The following is a 23945-nucleotide window of genomic DNA, read 5'->3' on the forward strand; positions in this document are numbered from 1 at the left end:
GACGGGTGATCAGCGGCTGTCGAGGATCGCCGCCCACACCCGCTCGCGGGCGGCCTCGACGGCGCCGGTGAGGACGGTGTCGCCGTCGACGGCGCTGGGGACGATGTCGGCGACCAGGACGGACAGCTCCGCCAGGGCGGCGCGCACCTCCCAGCAGAGCGGCTCGCCGCCGGCGCGGCCGACCTCGCCCGCCAGCACCACCACCGGCGGCTCCATCACCGCGACCACCGCGGCGACCCCGCGCGCGACGCGCCGGGCCAGGGCCTGCCGAAAGCCGTCGTGCCCGTCGGTGGCGAACGCCTTGGCCACCGCACCGGCACCGGTCCTGGCGCTGAGGCCGTGCTCCTTGGCCAAGTCGCGGACGGCGGCCCCGCTGACCAGGGCGTGGAAGTCCCCGCCTGCCGAGACGGGCAGGTAGCCGATCTCCCCGGCCCCGCCCCGGGCCCCGCGCACCAGCCGCCCGGCGAGGTCGACGGCCAGACCCAACCCGTCCTCGCCGAGCCACAGCAGCGCGAAGGAGCCCAGCCCCGCCGCCGCGCCGCGCGAGCGCTCGGCCACCGCGGCCAGGTTGACGTCGTTGTCCACCGCGACCGGCGCCCGCAACCGCCTGCCGATCGCCAGCCCCACCCCCGGCTGGTCCCACCCCGCGACGTCGACCAGGCGCACCGCGTCGGCCGCCGGGTCGTACGCGCCGGGCACCGCGACCTGCACCGCCCCCAGCCTCGCCACCGCCACCCGCCCGCGCCGGGCCGCCGCCTTCACCGCCTCGGCGACATCCGCCGCCGGATCACCCAAACCGGTGACCTCCGCCGTCCCCCGGACCACCCCCGCCACATCGCACACCGACGCCACCAGCGACCCCGCCCGCACCGACACCGCCGCCGCGAACCCGGCCTCCGCGTCCACGGCGTACAGCTCCGCGTTGGGCCCCGGCTTCCCGGTGGTGTGCCCGCTGGAGCGCACCAGCCCGTCGGCCGCCAGCCGCTTCACCACCTGGCTGACCGTCGGCTTCGTCAGCCCGGTCAGCTCCCCCAGCACCACCCGGCTCACCGGCCCGCGCGCCAGCAGGTGCCGCAGCACCGCCACGTCGTTGATCCCCCGCAACACCCGCGCCGAACCCGACACCCCGCCTCCCCGCACCCGACAGTCGTCCGATCATGCCCGATCCCCGGACGCGGCGAGGCCCCCACCACCCGGGTGGGGGCCTCTCCGGACGGAGCGGTCCGTCAGGTCTCCTCGATCGGTCCCGCGAAGTCCAGGACAGCCCGCTGGGACGCCGTGCCGTCGGACGTGGTGGTCCAGACGGTCAGCACCGGGCCGGGCGGGGCCGGGATCAGCAGCTCGACCCCGGCCGTGCCGTCGACCAACGGGACGGAGGTCGTCACGCCGTCGATGGTGTAGTGCGCGGTCTCGGCGCCCTCCTGCGAGGCGCGGAAGGTCACCGGGAACGGGGTGCCGTAGATCCCGCGCGGGGCCTCGATGACGGGCCGGGTGTCGCGGACCCAGTAGTGGTAGTACGTCGGCTCGGTGCGGTTGCCCGCGGCGTCCACGCCGATCACCCGCAGGTACGCGGGGCCGTCGCGCTCGGGGGTCAGCGTGACCGTCGCCGAGCCGTCGACGGCGTCGACCGACTGGAAGGCCTCGGAGCCGTTGTCGTAGAGGAACCGGGCGACGTCGGCGCCGGTGAAGGTGAACACGCCTGCGACGCCGACGCCCCCGGTGCCGGGGTAGCTGACGTTCTCCAGGTAGGTCGTGGACGTGACCGCGGGAGCGTGCTCGGGCGCGGTGCGGTCGAAGTGGAACACGCACGGCGGCGACCAGGGGGACGCCGCGAGGTCGTCCTCGGCGCGCACGGAGAACGCGTACTCGACGCCCTCGGCGAGAACCTCGTCGGGCAGGTCGACCTGCACCGGTCCGCCGGGAGTCCGGCCGCTCACGCGCTCGACCCGCGCCGACGGGTCCGCGGTCGGCCAGAAGGCGAAGCGGCTGGTGATCCAGTCGCCGTCGGGGTCGCTGACCCGCGCTGCGGCGCGCATGCCACCGCGGCCGAACAGCAGCGGTTGATCACCGCAGGGCGTGCCGGCGCTGCCGTTGACCAGGGACACGGCCGTCGGGACCGGGGGTGCGGTGTTGTGGTCGACGATCAGCGCGGGCTTGGTCGTGATGGTCCGGCCGTAGGCGCGGTCGCCCTGGCGGGCGGCGGCGATCCGCACGGCGACGGTCAGGGTGGCGCGGCCCTCGGCGACGGCCCGGTCGACCACGGCGCGGGCGTCCCACCGGGGTTCGGCGACGCACAGGGAGGTCGTGGGCGGGTCCGCCAGGCGCACGCGCTCGCGCGGCTGCCACGCCCAGGACAGCGGGCGCGTCGGGGTGACCCACCAGACCTCGGTGGCCCGCGGCTTCGCGCAGTCCGCGGCCGCGGTCTCGGGCAGCACGAGCGAGGCGCCGCTGACCGTCGCGCCCGCGAAGGCGCTGATGTCGAAGGTGAAGTACGCCTTCGACAGGTGGAACTCGCCGCGCGACCCGCCCCAGGCGCCGATCCGGACGGTCGAGCCGCTGGTCACGGCCGACAGCGGCGCACGGACGTCGGTCTGCGCCCAACTCGACGGCAGGACCCCGGCGGTGGCGGCCGCGGCCTGCGGCGCGAGCGCCGCGGTCACCCCCGAGGCCACCAACGCCGCGACGAAAGCGCCCAGGGCAGCCCTGGGCGGCACAGGAACTCTCACGATCGACTTTCCCCTCAGTACCCGGTGGGACTCCCCCGACACACCGGCGGCGGGATTCTCACACGGGCAGCGCGTCGAGGCAAAGGGCTATGGACCGCGCGGCCCGCCCCGGCGATCGCCTGACCCGGCATCATCGACATATGCTCAACGGTCGCGCCGAAGCCGGCGAGGTGCTGCACTTCTCCGAAGACCCCACGATCACCGCCTTCACCCCCCACGTCGCCCGCACCGCCCGTCAGGCCGAGCCGTACGTCTGGGCCGTCGACGCCGCGAACTGCCCCGACTACTGGTTTCCCCGCCAGTGCCCGAGGGCGATGGCGTGGGCGGTGCCCGCCACCACCGCCGCCGACCGGGACCGCATCCTCGGCCCCGGCGGCGGCGACCGCGTCCACGCCGTCGAGCACGGTTGGTTGGAGGCCATCCGCACCACCCGCCTCTACGCCTACCGCCTCCCCGCCGACCAGTTCACCGCGCGAGGCGACAGCGCTCACGTCGCCACGACCACGGTCATCCCGCTCGGCCCGCCCGAGCCGGTCGGCGACCTGTTCGCCCTGCACGAGGCCGCGGGAATCCAACTGCGCGTCCTGCCCCGCCTGCACGCCTTCTGGGACGCCGTCGTCGCCGGCAGCCTGGGCTTCAGCGGCATCCGCCTGCGCAACGCACTGCCCTGAGGAACCCCCCCCCCCTGGGGGAACCCCTGAGGGAACGGGGTGCGGGCGCGGGGGGACCACCCGGCGCCCGCACCCCGGGATCAGTAACGCAGGTCGCGCAGGTAGTTGTAGCCCACCTCGGCCGTGACGAGGGCGTCCGCGGGCTGGTCGTTCTCGACGATGTACTCCTGGACCCACGTCTTGGCGAAGATCTTCCGGAAGTCGATCGTGCCCGTGCCCAGGTCGGCGAAGCCGCCGTCCGCAGCGCGGTCCTTGACGTGGTACTGGCGGACCCGGGGCAGGTGCTGCCAGAAGAAGCGCGCCGGGTCCACCTCGGCCACCACGGCCCAGTACAGGTCCAGTTCGAAATGGACGTTGCGGGCGGTGGTGCGGCGGGCGATGACGTCCATCGGGCGTTTGCCGTCGATCGGCTCGAACTCGTGCGCGTGGTTGTGGTATCCCGCCTGAAGGCCCGCCCGCCGCAGGACCTTGCCCGCGTTCTCCAGGCGGTCGGCGAAGGCGGTCCACTCCGCGATGGTCGGGTAGTTGACGTAGGGCACCACGACGTAGCGGTGGCCCAGGGTCCTGGCGTCGGAGATGACCTGGTTGAGGTCGCCGTCGAGGCCGGTGTGGGTGGAGGTGGCGCGCAGGTGGTGGCGGCGCAGCATCCTGGCCATCTCGGTGGCGGTGCGGCCGTAGAGGCCGGCCATCTCCACCTTGCGGTAGCCGATGTCGGCCAGCGCTTCCAGCACCGGCTCGGGGTTGTCGCCGATGATGCCGCGCAGCGTGTACAGCTGGATGCTGATGCTCTCGCGCAGCACGCGGCGGAAGCCGTGCGCTGAGGCGGTGCCGGGGACGGCGGCTGCCGCGCCGATGGCGGCGGCGCCCGCTGCGGCACCGCGCAGGAACGTGCGGCGGGTGGTCATGGGCTTCTCCTCTGCGCTGGGGTCAGCGTTCGGTGGCGAAGGCTGCGTCGAACGAGGTGGTGGGCGGGTCGAACTGCAGGTCGCGGATGAAGCGGACGGCTTCCTCCGCGCCGCGGAGGCGGTCCATGCCGGCGTCCTCCCACTCCACCGAGATCGGGCCGGTGTAGCCGATGGCGTTGAGGGCGCGGAAGCACTGCTCCCACGGGACGTCGCCGTGGCCGGTGGAGACGAAGTCCCAGCCGCGGCGCGGGTCGGCCCAGGCCAGGTGCGAGCCGAGGCGGCCGTTGCGGCCGTCGAAGCGCTTCTTCGTGTCCTTGCAGTCGACGTGGTAGATGCGGTCGGCGAAGTCGAGGATGAAGCCGACCGGGTCGAGGTCCTGCCAGACGAAGTGCGACGGGTCCCAGTTGAGCCCGAACGCCGGCCGGTTGCCGAGCGCGTCGAGGGCCTTGCGGGTCGTCCAGTAGTCGTAGGCGATCTCCGAGGGGTGCACCTCGTGGGCGAAGCGCACGCCGACCTCGTCGTAGACGTCCAGGATCGGGTTCCAGCGCTCGGCGAAGTCGGTGTAGCCGTCGTCGATGACCGCCTGCGAGACCGGCGGGAACATCGCCACGTACTTCCACGTCTTGGACCCGGTGAACCCGACGACGGTGTCCACGCCGAGTTTGCGCGCCGCGCGCGCGGTGTCGGCCATCTCGGCGGCGGCGCGCTGCCGCACGCCCTCGGGCTCGCCGTCGCCCCAGATGCGGGCGGGCAGGATGTCGCGGTGGCGGAAGTCGATCGGGTCGTCGCAGACGGCCTGGCCGACCAGGTGGTTGGAGATCGTCCACACCTTCAGGCCGTGGGACTCCAGCTGCGCCAGCTTGGCGGGCACGTAGTCCTCGTCGGCGAGCGCCTTGTCGACCTCGAAGTGATCGCCCGAGCAGGCGATCTCCAGGCCGTCGTAGCCCCACTTCGCGGCCAGCTCGCAGACCTCGGCGAAGGGCAGGTCAGCCCACTGGCCGGTGAAGAGGGTCACTGGTCGGCTCATCGTGCGTTTCCTTTCAGTCCCTGCAGGGACAGCAGCAGGTCGCGGACGTCGGTCGCGGCGAAGCGGTCGGCGCCGAGGTCGGCGGTGGACAGCAGCACGGGGCCGTCGTCGGGGGTCTCGGGCAGGCGCCCGTGGGTGCCGCGCACGGGCGCGGGGTCCAGCGGGACGACGTTCATGGCGTAGCGCAGGCCCAGCTTCTTGCGCGCGAGGTTCGCCGCCGCCTTGGCCTTGACCAGCGGGTCGCTCGGGTTGAAGAACAGCTCGGCCGGGTCGTAGCCGGGCTTGCGGTGGATCTCGACGCCGCGGGCGAAGTCGGGGGCCCGCTCGTCGTCGAGCCAGTAGTAGTAGGTGAACCACGCCGTGGGCTCGGCGATGGCCACCAGGTCGCCGGAGCGCTCGTGGTCGATGCCGTAGCGGGCCTGCTCGTCGCGGTCGAGCACCTCGTCCACCCCGGGCAGGGCCGCCACCAGGTCGCGGACCTTGGCGGGCTCGTCGGTGTAGACGTGGGCGACCTGGTGGTCGGCGACGGCGAAGGCCCGCGAGGTCCACGGGTCCAGGTACTCCATGCCCGCCTGCGTGTAGACCTCCAGCAGGCCCGCCTCGCGCAGGGCCCGGTTGATGTCCACGGGCCGTTCGGCGTCGGTGATGCCGTACTCCGAGAGCACCACGGTGACGGCGTCGAGGTCCAGCAGCGGTGTGACGGCGCTGTCGACGTCCTTGGCTGCCTGCACCGCCTGCGGCGAGGACGGCCCGTAGCGCTGCAGGTCGTAGTCCAGGTGCGGGATGTAGACCAGCAGCAGGTTGGGCCGGTGCTCGGCGAAGGTCTTCAGCGCCGCCTTGACGATCCACTGGCTGGAGGCCAGCGCCGCCGTCGGGCCCCAGTACTGGAACAGCGGGAACTCGCCCAGCTCGGCCACCAACCGGTCGTGGTACTCCGGCGGGCGGACGTAGGCGTCGGGGGACTTGCGGCCGTCGGCGTGGTAGATCGGGCGCGGGGTGACGGTGACGTCGGTGCTCGCGCCCATCGCGTACCACCAGCAGATGTTGGCGGCCTTGTACTCCGGGTGCTCGCGGCGCGCGGTCTCCCACAGCTTCTCGCCCTGGACCAGCTTGTTGTGCTGGCGCCACAGGAAGACCTCGCCGAGGTCGCGGAAGTACCAGCCGTTGCCGACGATGCCGTGCTGGTTGGGCATGAGCCCGGTGAGGAAGGTGGACTGCGCGCTGCACGTCACCGCGGGCAGCACGGTGCCCAGCTCGGCGCGGCTGGTAAGCGCGGCGAGGTTCGGCATGTGCCTGAGCAGTGCCGGGGTGAGCCCCACGACGTCGATGACGACCAGCGGCTTCACGCGCGCACCCCTTCCAGGTTGTTCTCGGCCCAGCGCAGTTCCTCGGCGATGCCGGTGATCGGGTCCTCGCGCACCACCCCGCCGGGCAGCACGGTCCAGGTGTAGGTCTCGACCTCGATGTGCGGTGTGCCGTCCAGGCTCGCGACGGCGGTGCGCAGGACATCTGTCGTGGTGCGCAGGGGGGCTTGCGGTTCGGCGTGCAGGGGGACGTGGAAGTGCACGCGCCAGGGGGCGTCGGCGGGCAGCTCGGCGTAGGCGGCGGGCAGGTCGTCGGCCTTGTGCACGGCCCCGTCGGCGGTGCGGGCGCGAACCTGGTGCAGGTAGCGCGGCTCGATGAAGCGCCGCAGCGCCTCGGACTCCCCCGCGGGCGCTTCCAGGGCGTTGGACGCCTGCACCTTGTACACCCGCAGGCCCGCGTCCTCGATCGAGCCGACCGCCGCCGCCGGGTCGGCGAAGGACACCGCCAGGTGGCAGGTGTCCAGGCACAGGCCGACGAACTCCGGGTCGACGCGGTGCGCCAGCCACCCCACCGCGTCGGCGACGGTGTCCAGCACGCAGCCCGGCTCCGGCTCGACGGCCAGGCGAACGGGCCGGGCCAGGGTGCGCAGGTAGTCGGTCAGGTCGGCCAGCGCGGCGGTGGCGCGGGCGTCGTCGGCCGTCGTCCACTCGGTGCGCCAGCCCAGCGGCAGTGTGGAGATGCTGCCGTACTCGGCGTCGTCGGGCAGCAGCGTGGCCAGCACGGTCGCGCAGTCGCGGGTGTAGTCCAGGCGGGCTTTCTCCGACCAGCGCGGGTGGTAGACCGAGTGCTTCACCACCGGTTCGTGGAAACCCCGGTAGGGGAAGGCGTTGAGCGTCTGCACGACCAATCCGCGCGCGGTCAGCTCGGCGCGGAAGCGGCGGCGCGCGGCCGGGTCGGCGGCCAGGTGCCGGGCCGCCGGGGCGGGCAGCCACAGGCCCAGGCCCAGGACGTCGGCCCCCAGCGCCTCGCGGACCGGCACGCTGAAGCGGTCCAGCTGCTCGACGATGCCCTCGACGCTCTCCGCCGGGTGGACGTTGGTGCAATAGGACAGCGTCCGTCGGAATGTCACTGGCGACCTCCGCGCAGCACCGAGTTGCCGGAGAACGTCTCCGCCGACGGGCTGAACCCGGGCAGCTCCTCCAGGTTGAGCCTGCCGCTCTGCCCGTAGAAGTCCACCGGGTTCTGCCACAGCACCTTGTCCACATCGGACTCGGAGAAGCCGCCGTCGAGCATCGCCCGCGCGGTCTTGGCCGTCTTGAGCACGTCCGAGCGGCCCCAGTCGGCCGCGGAGTTCACCAGCATCCGGTCGGTGCCGTACTGCTGGAGGATGGCGACCATGCGGGTCTCGTCCATCTTGGTGTCCGGGTAGATGGAGAAGCCCATCCAGCAGCCGGAGTCCAGCACCTCCTTCACCGTGACCTCGTTGAGGTGGTCGACGGCGACACGCTCGGGGGCCAGGCCGGACTCGCGCACCACGGCCAGCGTGCGGGCGGTGCCTGCGGCCTTGTCGCGGTGCGGGGTGTGCACGAGGGCGGGCAGCCCGAACTCCACGGCCAGCTCCAGCTGCCGGGCGAACGCGGCGTCCTCCTCCGGGGTCATCGAGTCGTAGCCGACCTCGCCGACCGCCACGACGCCGTCCTTGCCGAGGTAGCGCGGCAGCAGCTCCAGCACCGGGGTGCAGCGCGGGTCGTTGGCCTCCTTGGGGTTGAGCGCGATCGTGCAGTGGTGGCGGATGCCGAACTGCGCGGCGCGGAAGCGTTCCCAGCCGATCAGGGCGTCGAAGTAGTCGGCGAAGGAGTCCGCGCTGGTGCGCGGCTGCCCCAGCCAGAACGCGGGCTCGACCACGGCGCGCACGCCCGCGGCGTGCATGGCCTCGTAGTCGTCGGTGGTGCGCGAGGTCATGTGGATGTGCGGGTCGAAGATCCTCATGCGCGGGCAGCCCTTCCCAGCAGGTCGGCGGCGTCGGCCGGGACGGGGCGTCCGGCGGCCTGGCGCTCGGCGGCGAAGTCGGCCACCATCCTGGCCAGCTCGTCGTCGGCCAGCTCGCCGAGCCGGGCGACCGCGGCCAGCGGGATGCCGGTGAACAGGAACTTCAGCACCCCGTGCCGCCAGGCGTGGCGGTCCAGGTGGGCGGCGGCGAACGGGCCGAGCGCGGCGCCGACGATGCGGGTGTCGTTGGTGCGCAGCGCGTCCAGCACGATCGGCAGGCCGACCGCCGGGTCGGTGTCCGGGGTGAGCCCGCGCAGCACGCCGCGCTTCTCCGCGTCGTCGCCGTAGCGGTAGAGGTCGGGCAGCTCGGCGGCGTCGGGCAGGGCGGCGACGAGCCGCGCGCGGGCGGCGTCGTCCACGGTGCCGTGCACGACCCCGTTCGGGTCCACCCGCGGGCGGGCCGGGGCCCGGCCGACGTGGCGGCCCACGGCGGGGAAGAGCGTGCGGATGGCGGTCGGGTCGCGGCGCACGGCGTCCTCGGCGTCGACCAGCCACGGCGGGGCGGCGGCGGCGCGCAGCGCGGCCAGCGCGCGGCGGGCGACGTCGGGGGCGGCGTGGCTGTGCCGGGGCAGTTCGACGGCGGCCAGGCCGGTGTAGCCGATCTCGGTGAGCGTGGCCAGCGTGCCGGTCAGGTCGAGGGTGCCATCGCCGAACTCCAGGTGCTCGTGCACGCCGTGCACCATGTCGTCCAGCTGGACGTTGAGCAGCAGCTCGCCCGCCATCCGCACGCAGGTGGCGGCGTCGTCGGGCTCGACGGCCACGCAGTGCCCGACGTCCAGGGTGATGCCCAGGCGCTCGGGGCCGCCCAGCTCGGTGCGCAGCGACAGGGCCTCGGCCAGGTGCTGCACGAGCATGCCGGGCTCGGGTTCGAGCGCGAACGGGATGGCCGGGTCGGCCTCCAGCAGGCGGGCCACGCCCTCGCGCATGCGCTTCCAGCCGGTGTCCTCGTCGATGTCGGCGGGGCGGATGCCCGACCAGAACGAGACGCAGTCCGCGCCCAGCTCGGCGCCGATGCGGTTGGCGCGCAGCAGGAAGTCGACCCGGCGCTCCTGGCTGTCGCTGACCAGGGTGGGGTGGTGCTTGCGGGTCGGGTCGAGCAGGTAGCGCGCGCCGGTCTCGATGACCACGCGCAGGCCCAGCCCGGCGAGTCTGCGCGCGACCCTGGCGGTCTCGGCGGCGAGGTCGGGGCCGTAGGGGTCGAGGTGGTGGTGGTCGAGGGTGAGGGCGACGCCGGTGTAGCCGAGGTCGGCGATCACGGCGAGCGCGTCATCGAGGCGGTGGTTGGCGAAGCCGTTGGTGCCGTAGCCGAGGTCGTAGGTCACGTCGGGCCCACCTTCCTGCCGAGGCGGCGGGCCAGCGGCAGCGCGCACGCCACCAGCAGCGCGGCGCGGGCGGACCCGGCGCGCGCGGCGAGCGCCGACTGCAGCGGGACCATGCCGTGGATGCCCGCCTTGGTGGCCGTGCGGACGGTCACGGCGTCGGGCGCCTGGACGGCGGCGAGCTGCGCGCGGCCGACGAACCCGGCGTAGGCGGCGGCTCCGGCGGTCCCGAGGAGGCGGTGCCTCCAGGACCGGGCGCGCCCGGTCGCGGCGGCGAGCGCGGCGGCGGCCGTCCCGCCGAGCACGCCCCGGGCGACGGCGGTGCTGGTGCCGTGCACCTCGCCGCGGGAGAGGGCGGTGACCCCGAGGGTGTGCCCGCCGATGGCGAGCGCGGCGGGCAGGGCGGGGCGTCCGCCGCCCATCAGCACGTCGAGCCCGCGGCAGGCGGCCATGCCCAGCGGACCGGCCGGGGTGTTCTTGAGGAGCAGGTCGTAGGCCCAGACGGCGGCGGCCAGCGGCACGGCGGCCCTGAGCCGCCCGGCGACCGCGGCGAGCCCGAACCCCGCCGCGGTCAGCCCGGCGGCCACCGCCAGCGCGGTGCCCGGCTCGACCCGCCCGGACGGGATGGGCCGCTCCGGCCGTTCGTCGGCGTCCAGGGCGCGGTCGGACCAGTCGTTGAGGGCCATGCCGGACCAGTAGAAGGCGACCGAGGCCAGCGGCAGCAGCGCGGCGCGGCCCGGGAGCCCACCGGCGAAGGCGGCCCCGGCGACGGTGTCGCCGAGGACGGTCAGCGCCGCCGGAGCGCGCACGAGTTCGACGTAGGCCCTCACCGGGCACCACCCAGGGTCTGGGCCCACGCGGTGAGGGTGGCGCTCTGGTGGTCGAAGCGGTGTTCCTCGGAGCCCAAGGGGTCCTTGAAGAAGAAGCCCAGCTCGGGCACCACACCGCTGATCCCGGACGCGTGCGCGGCGGCCAGCAGGCGGGTCAGGTCCAGGACCAGGGGGGCGGCCAGGGCGGAGTCCAGGCCGGTCCAGGTGAACTGCAGGCTCATCCTGGCGCCCAGGAAGCCCTCGAAGGTGACGTGGTCCCAGGCGATCTTCTGCTCGCCGAGGTCCGGCACGTTGTCGATGTGCAGGGGCGCGCTGACCGGGCCGCCGAGGAGGGTGGCCAGGCCGTCGGACTTGGAGCGCAGCTTGCTGGCCGCCGACGCCGGGTCGGCGAGGGTGGCGCCGTCGCCGCCGCCGAGCAGGTTGGTGCCCGACCAGGACAGCACGCGCAGGGCCCGGTCGGTGAACATCGGGGCCAGGGCGGTGCGCAGCAGGGTCTCGCCGGTCTTGCCGTCGCGGCCCGCGTACGGGACGCCGTTGTGCCTGGCCAGCTCGTCCAGCGCCGGGATCGCGACGCCGGTCGACGGGGTGAAGTCCACATAGGAGCAGCCCGCGGTCAGCGCGGCGCAGGCGGCCACGCTGCTCGGGGGCAGCACCGACAGGGCCGGGTCGTCCAGGGCCGCCGACAGCGCCGACCACGACTCGAAGGCGGGCACGTGCGGGACCGGGGGCTCGGTCGAGGCGACGTTCACCACGACGACGCGCTCCAGCTCGTGCTTGAAGCGGAAGGTCTCCAGGTCCGCGGCCAGGCGGCGCACCGCGAGCGCCTGGGGCCCGCGGTGCGTCGTCGGGTGGTAGCCGTCGCGGACCTCGGCGTCGGCGGCGCGCAGCGCCGGGACGACCGGGGCGAGCAGGTGGTGCGGGATGACGCCCGCGCGCGAGAGGTGCTCGGCGCGCTTCTCGTACGAGGTGGTCACCAGGTCGTGCCCGCCGACGACGATGTCGTCCCAGGCGGGCAGCACGGCCCCCGGCAGCCGTTCGGTCACGCAGCCCGTCGCCGGGGCGAGCCCGGCGCGCAGCGCCGCCAGCCCGCACACCGCCGTGGTCGCGACCGAGCCCCGCGCGCCGACCAGCCACAGGCCAACGCGCCCCGATGCGGACACCGTCATCGCCTTCCCCTTCCTGCCGGGGCCGGGGGGAGCGGGTCGCTCCCCCCGGCCGCGTCGATCTACTGCCGACCGGACCTCCTGTTCTCGGCTGATCCGGTCAGGACCCCGCGCACGTGGTCGGCGTCTCGGGAGAGCACCGCTCGAACGGCCTGGTCCGTTACCTTCGGCAGCAGGCCCTTGAACTTGTCCAGCTCCTTGACCGCCTTGTTGTCGTTGCCCGCCGCCTCGGCCTTGCGGACCTTGGCGAGCTGCTTCGACAGCTGGTTGTAGTTGGCCGCGGACAACCGGTTCGTCGCCTTGAACCGGTCGAGCAGCTGGCCGATGTCGCGCAACGACGTCGTCGTCGCGAACGGCAGCCTGCTGACCGTGCGGTTGCCCGCCTTGTCCACGGCCGTGACCACCAGCTCGTGCGTGCCGAGCGCCAGCGTGTGCAGGGCGACCAGGGCGCCGGAGGTCAGCGCCTTGCCGTCCAGCCTGCCGGTGACCGACCTGAGCCCGGAGGTCTCGTCCTCGCCGGTCCACGACACCACCAGATCCGTGGCGTCGCCGTAAACCCGGCCGGAAGCGATGCCGGAGACCAGCAGGGTCGGCGCGGTCGCGTCGATCTTGATGGTCGCGGCCTTGTCGGTCTCGGCGTTGCCCGCCTTGTCCCGGCTGCGGTAGAGCAGCGCGTGCTCACCGTCGCCGGAGACCGCGACCGGCCCGGTGTAGGGGGTCCAGGGACCGCCGTCGAGGCTCCACTCGGTGGCGCCCACGCCCGAGCCCGCGTCACTCGCGGTCAGGACCACGGCGACGTCGGCGTTGTTCCAGTCGGAGTCGAACACGGCCTCGGTGAGCGGGGCGGTGGCGTCGACCTTGACGTCCAGGGTCTTGGCCGCCTCCACGTTGCCCGCGGCGTCGGTGCTGCGGTACTGCACCGCGTGCACGCCCTCGCCGAGGGTGAACGCCTCGGTGTAGGCCGTCCACGCGCCCGCGCCGACCTTGTACTCGGTGCTGCCCTCCTCGTTGGCCGACAGCGTCACCGCGACGGGCGCGGTGGTGTGCCAGCCGGACGCGGCGGGCGCCGGGTCGGTGGCGGCGGTGGTGGTCGGCGCGGTGGCGTCGATCTCCTTGATCCGCACGTTGCGGAACCAGGCGTCGTCGCCGTTGCCGTGGTTCTGCAGCCCGATGTGGCCCTGGGTCAGGTCGCGGGCCGGGTCGGTGCTGGTGAACTCGTTGATCAGCGCGCCGTTGAGGAAGATCTTGATGACCTGGCCGGTCACCGTGATCTCGTAGGCGTTCCACTGCCCCGGCGGCTTGAGCGCGGCGTCGCGGGCGGCGATGTCGGCGCTCTGGAACGAGTAGACCGAGCCGGTGGTGCGGTCGGGGGCGTCGGTGGCGTCGATCTGGATCTCGTAGCCCTGGTTGACCGCGATCCACGGGTCGTCGCCCGGGTCGGGGAACCCGACGAAGACACCGGAGTTGTCGTCCCCGGCCAGCTTCCAGTCCAGCTTGAGGCTGTAGGAGCCGAACTCCTCGGGGAACCACAGCAGGCCCATGCCGCCGACGGACTTCATCGCGCAGCCGTCCTGGACGAACTCGCCAGGACCGGCCATCCGCCAGCCTTCCAGCTGCTCGGCGGAGCCGTTGTAGAGGCTGCGGTAGCCCTCTTCCGGCGTCTGCGGCGTGCAACTGGTGCTCCACTGCCCGCCGACGACGATCGTGTCGACGTCGAACAGCGCGCCCGCGCCGCCCGTGAACACGAAGTACAGCGTCCCCGGGCCCTCGGGCCGGGTGAACTCGGCGGGCTCCAGCACCGCGTAGGAACGCCAGCCGCCGGTGTTGCCGACGGTCGTCGTCTGCAGCAGCGGGCCGTCGACCGCGCCCGAGCGGACCTCGATCGTGCCGCCCTGGGTGTCCGAGGCGACCCGGAAGCCCAGGCCGGTGGCCTGCGAGAGGTCGACGTTGTCGAAGGCGATCCAGTCGCCGTTCTCGATGTCGCCCACCTGGCGGCCGTCCTGCGCCGCCGGGTCGTCGAAGAGGTTCACGCCCTGCGATGCGGTGAACGACTCAGCCGGAACCAGCTGCCTCGGCGCGACCGTGCCCGAGGTGTCGAAGCGGATCTCATCGATGTCGAAGAGCCCGCCGGAGCCCGAGCCCTTGAACACCAGGTACAGCGGGTGCGTGCCGCCCGGGTCGGTGATCGCCGCCGCCGGGATGTCGGCGAAGGTCTCCCAGCCGCCGGTGTTGGCGACGGAAACCGACTGCACCAGCGGGCCGTCGGGCGCGCCGGAGCGCACCTCCATGACCCCGCCCGCGCCGCCGGAGGAGACCCGGTAGCCGATGCCGGAGACGCCTTCCAGGTTCACCGGGTCGAACATGATCCAGTCACCGTTGTCGATGTAGCCGACGCGCTTGTTGCCGATCGCGCCCGCGCCCTCGACCACCTGCACGCCGCTGTTGGTGGTGAAGAACTCGGCCTGCTTGGTCTTGGGCTGCAGGATGACCTCGTCCGAGCCGGTCAGCGGGGTCGAGCCGGGCTCGCCGCCGCCGTCGGTGTAGGAGGCGTTGATGACGCCGAAGATGTTGGCGTCCACCCCGTGCCCGCCGTCGTTCGGCGTGGCGATCGTGCCCTCGCAGCCGATCTCCCGCGACAGCGGGTGGCCGTGGCTGTCGTGGCCGAGGATGTACTCCACGGTCACCTTCGAGCAGTCGATCTCGCCGTCCTCGGGATCGGTGACGGTCACGCTGAAGGGCACCTGGTCGCCGAAGGAGAACACCTTGCCGTTGACCGGCGCGGTGATCGTCACGACCGGGCGGGTGTTGCCGACGTTGACCACCACACTGGCCGAGCCGGTCAGCCCGGTCGGGTCGGTGACCGACAGCTTGGCGCTGTACTGCCCGACGGTGTCGTAGGTGTGGGTGACCGGGCCCTCTTCAGTGGAGTCGGTGGTGCCGTCCCCGTCGAAGTCCCACGCCCAGGTCAGCTCGGGGCCGTCCTCGTCGGCGGTCCCGGCCGGGTCGAAGTTCACCGTCAGCGGAGCGGGCCCGGAGGTCTTGTCCGCGCTCAGCTTCGCCACCGGGGTGTGGTTTCCCCTGGTGTAGTCGATGCGGTAGACCGCCGAGTCCTCGGCGCCGCCGAAGTAGCCGCTGCCGTAGTCCAGCACGTACAGCGAGCCGTCCGGGCCGAACTCCAGGTTCATCGGCCGGGTCAGCTCCATCGAGTTGAAGAACGGGGTGATCGCCCCGCGCTCCCCGTTCGGCCCGACGTCGATGGTCTTGATCCAGCCGCGGTCCCACTCGTAGGCGAAGTTCTTGCCGTCGAAGTACTCCGGGAACTTGGTGACCAGGTCCAGCTCCGGGTCGAACTGGTAGGTCGGACCGCCCATCGGGGACTCGCCGCCGCCGCCGAACTCCGGCACCGAGGCGCCGTCGTAGGGAATCCACGCCGCCTGCGCGGGCGGCAGGTCCACCAGGCCGGTGTTGTTCGGGCTGGTGTTCTTCGGGGCGGCGCAGTCGAACGCCGCGCCGGAGGTGCTGGTGGCGAAGTCGTAGTCGATGAACGGTGTGTTGTCGCCGACGCAGTACGGCCAGCCGTAGTTGCCCGGCTCCTTGACCAGGTTGAACTCGACCTGGCCGCCGGGGCCGCGCGCCGGGTTCGCCGAGCCGGCGTCGGGGCCGTAGTCGCCGAGGTGGATCCAGCCGGTGGCCTTGTCCACCGCGAAGCGGAACGGGTTGCGGAAGCCCATCGCGTAGATCTCGGGCTTGGTCTTGTCGGTGCCGGGGGCGAACAGGTTGCCCTCGGGGATGGTGTAGCCGCCGTCCTCCTGCACGGTGATCCGGATGATCTTGCCGCGCAGGTCGTTGGTGCTGCCCGAGGAGCGCTGCGCGTCGTAGGCCGGGTTGCGGTTGGCGCGCTCGTCGATCGGGGTGAAGCCGTCGGAGGCGAAGGGGTTGGTGTCGTCGCCGGTGGACAGGTAGAGGTTGCCGTCGGCGTCGAAGTCGATCTCACCGCCCGCGTGGCAGCACAGGCCGCGGTCGGCGGGCACCTGCAGGATGCGCTGCTCGCTGGCGGCGTCGAGGGTGCCCTCCTCGGTCAGCTTGAAGCGGGAGAGCTGGTTGTGGCCCTTGAACCGCTCGAAGTCGGCCGGGGTGCCCTCGTTCGGGGCGTCACCGGCCGGGGTGTCCAGCGGCGGCGCGTAGTACAGGTAGAGCCAGCGGTTGGTGGCGAAGTCCGGGTCGACCGCGACGCCCTGTAGGCCGTCCTCGTCGTGGTTGTAGACGGGGATCTGCCCGGCCAGCGTGGTCGTGGCCTCCGGGGTGGTCAGCCAGACGCTGCCGTCGCGGGAGGTGTGCACCACCTTGCGGTCGGGCAGCACGGCCAGCGCGATCGGCTCGCCGGTCTTCTCCTCGCCGCGGGCCAGGGTGATCTGGTCGAAGTCGGCGTCGGTCGGCGGGGCGTCCGGGTCGGGGGCGCAGTCGGCCGGGGTGACCCCGGCGGCGTACTCGATGCCGCCCTTGAGGTGGGTCAGGAAGTCCGGCTCGGCGTAGGACTCCTTGGTGTGGCCCATGCCGGTGTACCAGGAGCGTCCCTCACCCACCCCGTGGCACCAGACGATGGGGTGGTCGCCGGACGGGTCGGTCGGGGTGTAGCTGGTCTCGTCCAGGGCGGCGAGCACCTTGACGTTGCCGCGCGGGTTGGACTGGTAGCTGTACCACTCGTCGTAGCGCGACCAGGTGCCCGGCAGGTGCGCGGTCGAGGGGTGGTCGTGGTCCTCGACCAGGACGTCGGCGTCCTGGTTCTGCGGGTGGGACTTGAAGTAGGAGCCGACCAGCTCGCCGTACCAGGGCCAGCTGTACTCGGTGTCGGCGGCGGCGTGCACGCCCGCGTACCCGCCACCGCCCTCGATGTAGCGCTCGAAAGCGCCCTGCTGGGCGTCGTTGAGCACGTCGCCGGTGGTGGAGAGCCAGACGACGGCGGCGTAGTCGGCGAGGTTCTCGTCGGTGAACGCGCCCGCGTCCTCGGTGGCGGTGACTTCCCAGCCGTGCTCGGCGCCCAGGTTCTGGATCGCGGCGATGCCGTCGGGAATGGAGTCGTGGCGGAACCCGGCGGTCTTGGAGAAGACCAGCACGTGGGTTCCGTGAGCGGCGGCGGGGGCGGCGGTGATGATCATCCCGCTCAGCCCGGTGGCGACGGCGAGGGCGGTGGCGCCCGCTCGCCGGGTGAGACGACTTCTCTTGCCTAGCACAGGTAAGCTCTCCTCGTTCTCAGCACTGGGAACACCAGGAAGGTCCGTTGCCCCCCGGTCGTTCCCCGCGCAGGCGGGGTTCTCCGACCTGGAAGGGCTGTGTCTCCTTTCTGCTCGGTGCGCCGCCCCGGCCCGCACGCCGGGGCGGCGTCACCCGGCTGGGGTCAGCTGACCGCTGCCCCCTCCATCTCCGCGCGGCCGTTGACCGCGCCGCCCGCTGTCCCGACGGGCGTCCAGGTGGAGCCCGCCGACGCGCTGTTCTCCACCGCCGCCAGCACGCGCTGCACCCGCAGCCCGTCGGCGAAGCTCGGGGCGGGATCGGTGCCCCCGGCGATGGCGTCGAGCAGGTCGGCGACCTCGTGGGTGAAGGTGTGCTCGTAGCCCAGCAGGTGGCCCGGCGGCCACCACGCGCCGACGTAGGGGTGGTCGGCCTCGGTGACGAGGATGCGCCGGAAGCCCGCCTCGGCCCCGGGGACGTCGCCGTCGAAGAAGCTCAGCTCGTTCATCGACTCGAAGTCGAAGGCGATGCTGCCCCGGCTGCCGTTGACCTCCAGCCGCATCGCGTTCTTGCGCCCCAGCGCGTAGCGGGTCGCCTCGAAGGAGCCCAGCGCCCCGCCGGAGAAGCGTGCCAGGAACAGCGCCGCGTCGTCCACGGTGACCTCCCCCATCGCGACCTCCCCCATCGCGACCCCGCCCGCGGCGATCTGGCCGTTCCCCGCCGAGCCGCCCTCGGCGGGGCGCGACCGCACGAAGGTCTCGGCGATGGCCGACACCCCGGTGATGTCCTGCCCGGTCACCCACTGGGCGGCGTCGACGATGTGCGCGCCGAGGTCGCCGAGCGAGCCGGACCCGGCCTTGTCCTTGCGCAGCCGCCAGGTCATCGGCGAGTTCTCGTCGGAGAGCCAGTCCTGCAGGTACACCGCGCGCACGTGCCGGATCTGGCCGAGGCGGCCGTCGGCGACCAGCTTGCGGGCCAGGGCGAGCGCGGGCACGCGGCGGTAGTTGAACGCCACCATCGCCCGCACGCCCCTGGCCGCGGCCGCCTCCGCCGCCGCGGCCATCTCCTCGGCCTCGGCGACGGAGTTGGCCAGCGGCTTCTCGCACAGCACGTGCTTGCCCGCGGCGAGCGCGGCCAGCGCGATCTCGGCGTGGGTGTCCCCCGGCGTGCAGATGTCGACCAGCTGCACGTCGTCGCGGGCGACCGCGGCCCGCCAGTCGGTTTCGACGTCGGCCCAGCCGAACCTCGCCGCCGCGTCCGCCGTGCGCGCGGCGTCGCGCCCGCACAGCACCGCCAGCCGCGGCGTCAGCGGCACCGGGAAGAACCGGTGCACAGTGCGCCACGCATGGGAGTGCACGGCCCCCATGAACGCGTGCCCGATCATCCCGACGCCGATTTCCCCGCTGCTCATCCCACGCCCTCCATCACTAGCCGCACTCCCCGGGTTCACTCGGTGAACAATCAGATTGTTGAACAATCAGACGATCAATCTTGTGGGATCGTTCAACAATCCGACTGGTCAACGATTCGCTTGGTCAGGACTCGAAGCCCACGTCGGCGTACTGGTCGACGTTCTCCTTGGTGACCACGGCCGAGTAGGTGGTGATCGATGCCGGGATCTCGTGCTCGGCGAGGCCGCCGATGCCCTTGGCCTGCCCGAGCAGCCGGGCCAGCGCGATGGCCGAGGACGCCATCGACGGGCTGTAGAGGACGGTCGCCTTGACCACGCCGGAGTCGGCCTTGATCAGGTCCATCATGTTCTTGGAGCCCGCGCCGCCGACCATGATGAACTCGCTGCGGCCGGCGCCCTCGATCGCGGCCAGCACGCCGATGCCCTGGTCGTCGTCGTGGTTCCACAGCGCGTCGAGCTTCGGCGCGCCCTGCAGCAGGTTGGAGGTCTGCTGCTCGCCGGACTCCGGGGTGAACTGCGCGGCGACGCGGGGCCCGACCTTGAAGCCGTGGTTGGCCAGCGCGTCGGCGAAGCCCTTGCTGCGCTCCTGGGTCAGCGGCAGGGAGTCGATCCCGGCGACCTCGCCGATGATCGGGCTGCTGATGTTCTTGGCCTTCATCTGCTGGCCGATGTAGTCGCCCGCGTTGACGCCCATGCGGTAGTTGTCGCCGCCGATCCAGGCGCGGTAGGCCAGCGCGGTGTCGAAGACGCGGTCGACGTTGACGACCGGGATGCCCGCGTCCATCGCCTGGCGGCCCACGGCGGTGAGCGCCTTGCCGTCGAAGGGCAGGATCACCAGGACGTTGACCTTCTCGTTGATCAGCGACTCGACCTGGGCGATCTGCTGGTTGACGTCGTTGGTCCCCTCGGTGGCCTTGAAGGTGACCTCGGAGAACTGCTCGGCCTGGGCGCGGGCGTTCTTCGTCATGGCCGCCATCCAGCCGTGGTCGGCCGCCGGGGCCGAGAAGCCGATGGTCACCGGCGCGCCGGGCGCGCTGTCCTCGCCCTGGCCCGCCACGGCGGCGGTGTTGGTGTTGGCCGACGGCTCGGTGTTGGAGGTGCAGCCGACCAGGACGGCGGAGGCCCCGACTGCTGAGGAGCCCCACAGGAACTTGCGGCGGTCGAACGAGGGCATGGCGAATCTCCAGCGGGTGTGTGCGGGTGGTGGGAGCGGTGACCGGGTGCGGCGGGCCGTCCTGGTCGAGCGTTACGTTCTTCCGGCGGAGCGGCGGGAGGTCGTGCGCTGCAACAGGACCGCGGCGACGATGATCACGCCCTTGGCGATGTTCTGGATGTCGGTGTCGAGGTTGTTCTGGGTGAAGATGCTGTTGAGCACGGTGAAGATCAGGACGCCGATGAGCGTGCCGATCAGCGAGCCGCGCCCGCCGCTGAGCAGGGTGCCGCCGATGACGACCGCGGCGATCGCGTCCAGCTCGTAGAACAGGCCGTTGGTCGAGGCGCCGGAGGTGGTGCGGGCCACGACCATGATCGCGGCGATGCCGCAGCAGAGCCCGGCGATGCCGTAGACCATCGCGGTGTGCCGCTTGACGTCGATGCCCGCCAGCCGCGCGGCCTCGGCGTTGCCGCCGACGGCGAAGGTGCGCCGCCCGAAGGTGGTGCGGTTGAGCACGACCCAGCCGACGGCGAAGACCAGCGCCAGCATCCAGATCAGCACCGGGACGCCGAGGAAGTCGCCGCGGAAGAAGTCGGTGAAGCCCCGCTCGCTGACGACCTGGGTGCGGCGGCCGGAGAGCCGCTCGGCCAGGCCGCGCGCCGAGGCGTACATCGCCAGTGTGGCGATGAACGGGACTATCTTCCCGTAGGAGATCAGCACTCCGTTGACCAAGCCGCAGCCGAGGCCGACCAGCAGCGCGCACAGCACCATCACCACGGGCCCGTAGGACTGCGTGGCCAGTGTCGTGGCCCAGACGCTGGCCAGCGCCACGATCGAGCCGACGGACAGGTCGATGCCGCCGCTGATGATCACGAACGTCATGCCGACGCTCACCACGCCGATGGCCGCGGCCAGCCGCAGCATCGTGGAGATGTTGGCCTCGGTCAGGAAGCTCTCGGGCTTGGTGGCGTAGCCGACGATGCAGAGCACGATCAGCACGCCCAGCAGCCCGGCCAGCCGCAGGTCCAGCCAGCCGACCGACGACCGCGGGTTCGGCGGGGGCGGTGGCGCGCCCGTCTCGACCGAGCCGCCGTCGGGCAGTGCCTTCTCCGGCGCCGCCATCAGATCGCCTCCCTGGTTTCCTCGTGCGCGACGATCCCGTCGGCGGTGGTGTCCACTGCGACGCTTCCTTCCATGACGATGTCCAGCACGGCCGCCTCGGTCAGCTCGGCGGCGGGCCGGTCGGCGGCGATGTAGCCCTCGCGCAGCACCAGCACCCGGTCGGCGAGGCCGAGCACCTCGGCGACCTCGCTGGAGACCAGCACGACGGCGACGCCGGAGGCGGCCAGTTCGTGGATGAGCCGGTACAGCTCGGCGCGGGCGCCGACGTCGACGCCGCGGGTGGGCTCGTCCAGCAGCAGCACCCGGCAGCCGTGCACCAGCCAGCGGGCGACGACCGCCTTCTGCTGGTTGCCGCCGGAGAAGGTGCCGACGAGCCTGCGCGGGTCGGCCGGGCGCAGCTCAAGGCGCTCCAGCGTGTCGCGGGCGTCGCGGTGCTCGCGGGAGCGGTCGATCCAGCCCGCCTTGCTGTAGCTGGGCAGGCTGGCGAGGGTGACGTTGTGGGCCAGCGGCAGGTCCAGCAGCAGCGCCTGGCTCTTGCGCTCCTCCGGCGCCAGGCCGACGCCCGCCTTGACCGCGGCCGAGACGCTGCCGGGGCGCAGCCTGCGCCCGCCGACGGTGACGGTGCCCGCGTCGGGCCTGCGCGCGCCCGCGATGGTCTCGACGATCTCGCTGCGGCCCGCGCCGACCAGCCCGGCGATGCCGAGGATCTCCCCGGCGTGCACGGAGAAGCTGATGTCGGCGAACTCCCCGCGCCGGGTCAGGCCCTCGACCCGCAGCACCTCGTCGCTGGTGTCCACGGTGGACACGTCGCGGTGCGGGAAGACGGTCTCGACCTTGCGCCCGGACATCAGGTCGACCAGGTGCGAGGTCGGGGTGTCGGCGGGCAGGCCGGTGGCGACGGTGCCGCCGTCCTTGATGACGGTGACCCGGCTGCCGATGCGCCGGATCTCCTCCAGCCGGTGGCTGATGTAGATGATCGCGACGCCGTCGGCGGTCAGCTCGGCGACGATGCGGAAGAGGTTGTCGACCTCGTCGGAGGCCAGCGCCGCGGTGGGCTCGTCCATGACGATCAGGCGCGCGTCGTGGGCGAGCGCGCGGGCCATGGAGACCAGCTGCTTCGCGGCGGCCGAGAGCGTGCCGACCTCGCGGTCGGGGTGGATCTCGGGGTGGCCGAGCCTGCGCATGAGCGCGGCGGTGGCCGAGCGCGCGGCGGACTTGCGCACGAAGCCGAAACCCGCGGGCTCGTGGCCGAGGTAGATGTTCTCGGCGACGGAGATGCCGTCGACCAGGTCCAGCTCCTGGTACATGGTGGCCACGCCGATGCGCAGGGCGGCGACCGGGCTGGAGAGCCTGACGGGGCGGTCCTGCCAGAGGATCTCGCCCTCGTCGGGCTGGTGGGCCCCGGCGAGGATCTTGATGAGGGTGGACTTGCCCGCGCCGTTCTGGCCCAGCAGGCAGTGCACCTCGCCGGGCTCGACCGCCAAGTCGACCCCGTCGAGCGCGCGCACCCCGGGGAAGCTCTTGACGATGCCGGTCATCTGGAGCAGCACTGCGCCTCCGGTTCGAGTCCCGCGCGAGGTGGCTCACCTCACACGCCGCAGCCTCGTTGACCAGGGATATCGCTCGCAATAGTCCGAAGGGACGAGCGGATCGACCCGACTTTTGCTCATCGACGGCAAAAGTGTGCCGCTAGCAGCCCAAACCCTCGCCGACCATCGCCTTATGGTCCGAGTTGGCGAGTTTATGACTGTCACATTTGAGACATCACCCAATCGGGTGAGAGCGCTCCCTCAGCCGAACGCCCGGTCCGTCGCCGACCACGCCGCTCCGATGACGCCCGCCTCGTCGCCCAGCTCAGACAGCACGATCGGCAGGTTCCCGGTCGCCAGCGGCAGCGAGCGCCGGTACACCGCGCTGCGCACCTCCGCCAGCAGCGCGTGCCCCATCCGCGACACCCCGCCGCCGATCACGACCATGCCCGGGTTGAGGAAGCTGACCAGCGAGGCCACCACCTGCCCCAGCCTGCGCCCGCCCTCGCGCACCAGGCTCGCCGCGGCGAAGTCCCCCGACGCCGCCGCCGTGCCGACGTCGCGCGCGGTCACCACGCCGGTGGCGGCCAGCGCGTCGGCCAGCACCGGGGAGCGCCCGGTCCTGGCCAGGGTGAGCCCGTCGCGGGCCAGCGCCGCGCCGCCGAAGTAGGCCTCCAGGCAGCCGACCTCCCCGCACGCGCACGGCGGTCCGAAGTCGTCCAGCCGGATGTGCCCGATGTCGCCCGCCGTGCCCGCCACGCCGCGGTAGACCCGCCCGCCGACGACGATCCCGCAGCCGATGCCCGTGCCGATCTTGACGAAGACCAGGTCGTCCAGCGACCGCGCGACACCCGAGTGCCGCTCGCCGAGCGCCATGACGTTGACGTCGTTGTCCACCACCACCGGGCAGCCGAGCGCCCCGCCGAGGTCGTCGCGCACCGGGTAGCGGTCCCAGCCGGGCATGATCGGCGGCGCGACCGGCATGCCGTCGCGGAAGCTGACCGGCCCCGGCAGCCCGATGCCCGCCCCGACCAGCCTGCCCGGCGCCCGCTCCAGCACCCGCCCGGCCAGCGCGCGCACGCGGCGCAGCACCTCCACCGGGCCGAGCCGGATGTCGCACTCCTCGCTGTCGCTGGCCAGGATCTCGCAGCGGCCGTCGGTCACCGCGGCGGTCACCGACGTCACGCCGACGTCGACGCCGACCACGCGCAGCTCGTCGGCCAGGTGCACCAGCGTCGAGCGCCGCCCGCCCCGGCTCGCGGCGGGCCCGCCGACGGCGACCAGCCCCTCATCGATCAGCCTGCCCAGCTCGGCGGCCAGCCGCGCGCGCGGCAGCTCCAGCCGCTCGCCGAGCGCCACCCGCGACTGGGCGCCCTCGTCTCTGAGCACGGCGAGCAGCCGCCCCTGCTCCCGGCTGCCCACCCGCGGCGCCTGCTCGACCATGCCAGTCCTCCCGGGCATCCGATTGCCGGACATTCAACACCGGGCGCCCCGATCTCCAGGGCG

Annotated in this window: 17 protein-coding genes; 1 reads left to right on the plus strand and 16 read right to left on the minus strand. The window is 72.8% G+C overall.

Going from position 1 to position 23945, the window contains the following annotated elements; all coding sequences use genetic code 11:
- Positions 1 to 9 precede the first annotated feature (9 nt).
- Complete coding sequence (locus tag ACFPM7_RS26050; RefSeq protein WP_378250419.1) at positions 10 to 1125, minus strand: ROK family transcriptional regulator; 1116 nt, start codon at positions 1123 to 1125, stop codon at positions 10 to 12.
- A gap of 101 nt (positions 1126 to 1226) precedes the next feature.
- Positions 1227 to 2726 (minus strand): hypothetical protein, encoded by a 1500-nt coding sequence (locus ACFPM7_RS26055; RefSeq protein WP_378250420.1) that lies wholly within the window; start codon positions 2724 to 2726, stop codon positions 1227 to 1229.
- A gap of 140 nt (positions 2727 to 2866) precedes the next feature.
- On the opposite strand from ACFPM7_RS26055, the gene ACFPM7_RS26060 reads away from it, so the two are divergent.
- A complete protein-coding gene (locus tag ACFPM7_RS26060; RefSeq protein WP_378250421.1) occupies positions 2867 to 3397 on the plus strand; it encodes a DUF6886 family protein in 531 nt (176 codons plus the stop codon).
- A gap of 80 nt (positions 3398 to 3477) precedes the next feature.
- On the opposite strand, the gene ACFPM7_RS26065 is transcribed toward ACFPM7_RS26060, so the two are convergent.
- The 14 genes from ACFPM7_RS26065 to ACFPM7_RS26130 all read right to left on the minus strand — a co-directional run bounded on the left by ACFPM7_RS26065 (position 3478) and on the right by ACFPM7_RS26130 (position 23882).
- Positions 3478 to 4302: a sugar phosphate isomerase/epimerase family protein gene (locus ACFPM7_RS26065; RefSeq protein ID WP_378250422.1), complete on the minus strand. Its 825-nt coding sequence runs from the start codon at positions 4300 to 4302 to the stop codon at positions 3478 to 3480.
- 22 nt (positions 4303 to 4324) lie between these two features.
- Positions 4325 to 5329: a sugar phosphate isomerase/epimerase family protein gene (locus tag ACFPM7_RS26070; RefSeq protein WP_378250423.1), complete on the minus strand. Its 1005-nt coding sequence runs from the start codon at positions 5327 to 5329 to the stop codon at positions 4325 to 4327.
- Complete coding sequence (locus ACFPM7_RS26075; protein ID WP_378250424.1) at positions 5326 to 6675, minus strand: alkaline phosphatase family protein; 1350 nt, start codon at positions 6673 to 6675, stop codon at positions 5326 to 5328. Before ACFPM7_RS26075 ends, ACFPM7_RS26070 begins: the two co-directional genes overlap by 4 nt.
- Positions 6672 to 7763 carry a metabolite traffic protein EboE gene (eboE, locus tag ACFPM7_RS26080; protein ID WP_378250425.1) on the minus strand — a complete coding sequence of 364 codons (1092 nt, stop codon included), beginning with the start codon at positions 7761 to 7763 and terminating at the stop codon, positions 6672 to 6674. The genes ACFPM7_RS26075 and eboE overlap by 4 nt, the downstream gene beginning before the upstream one ends.
- Positions 7760 to 8623, minus strand: coding sequence for a TatD family hydrolase (locus ACFPM7_RS26085; RefSeq protein ID WP_378250426.1), 864 nt, complete (start codon positions 8621 to 8623; stop codon positions 7760 to 7762). The genes eboE and ACFPM7_RS26085 overlap by 4 nt, the downstream gene beginning before the upstream one ends.
- Positions 8620 to 10005, minus strand: coding sequence for an EboA domain-containing protein (locus ACFPM7_RS26090; protein ID WP_378250427.1), 1386 nt, complete (start codon positions 10003 to 10005; stop codon positions 8620 to 8622). Before ACFPM7_RS26090 ends, ACFPM7_RS26085 begins: the two co-directional genes overlap by 4 nt.
- Entirely contained in the window at positions 10002 to 10832 is an 831-nt protein-coding gene (locus ACFPM7_RS26095; RefSeq protein ID WP_378250428.1) for an SCO3242 family prenyltransferase, read from the minus strand. Before ACFPM7_RS26095 ends, ACFPM7_RS26090 begins: the two co-directional genes overlap by 4 nt.
- Positions 10829 to 11998 carry an inositol-3-phosphate synthase gene (locus ACFPM7_RS26100; RefSeq protein WP_378250429.1) on the minus strand — a complete coding sequence of 390 codons (1170 nt, stop codon included), beginning with the start codon at positions 11996 to 11998 and terminating at the stop codon, positions 10829 to 10831. The genes ACFPM7_RS26095 and ACFPM7_RS26100 overlap by 4 nt, the downstream gene beginning before the upstream one ends.
- Before the next feature lie 59 nt (positions 11999 to 12057).
- Positions 12058 to 17151 carry a ThuA domain-containing protein gene (locus ACFPM7_RS26105; protein WP_378250511.1) on the minus strand — a complete coding sequence of 1698 codons (5094 nt, stop codon included), beginning with the start codon at positions 17149 to 17151 and terminating at the stop codon, positions 12058 to 12060.
- Positions 17152 to 17390: 239 nt separating this feature from the next.
- A complete protein-coding gene (locus ACFPM7_RS26110; RefSeq protein WP_378250430.1) occupies positions 17391 to 18635 on the minus strand; it encodes a Gfo/Idh/MocA family protein in 1245 nt (414 codons plus the stop codon).
- Between the two features lie 124 nt (positions 18636 to 18759).
- Positions 18760 to 19809 (minus strand): substrate-binding domain-containing protein, encoded by a 1050-nt coding sequence (locus ACFPM7_RS26115; protein WP_378250431.1) that lies wholly within the window; start codon positions 19807 to 19809, stop codon positions 18760 to 18762.
- A gap of 72 nt (positions 19810 to 19881) precedes the next feature.
- Complete coding sequence (locus tag ACFPM7_RS26120; protein ID WP_378250432.1) at positions 19882 to 20910, minus strand: ABC transporter permease; 1029 nt, start codon at positions 20908 to 20910, stop codon at positions 19882 to 19884.
- A complete protein-coding gene (locus ACFPM7_RS26125) occupies positions 20910 to 22448 on the minus strand; it encodes a sugar ABC transporter ATP-binding protein (RefSeq protein WP_378250512.1) in 1539 nt (512 codons plus the stop codon). Before ACFPM7_RS26125 ends, ACFPM7_RS26120 begins: the two co-directional genes overlap by 1 nt.
- 252 nt (positions 22449 to 22700) lie before the next feature.
- A complete protein-coding gene (locus ACFPM7_RS26130; protein WP_378250433.1) occupies positions 22701 to 23882 on the minus strand; it encodes an ROK family transcriptional regulator in 1182 nt (393 codons plus the stop codon).
- Positions 23883 to 23945 lie beyond the last annotated feature (63 nt).

This window comes from Actinokineospora guangxiensis, from assembly GCF_042657845.1.
In the GTDB taxonomy this organism is placed as follows: Bacteria; Actinomycetota; Actinomycetes; order Mycobacteriales; family Pseudonocardiaceae; genus Actinokineospora; species Actinokineospora guangxiensis.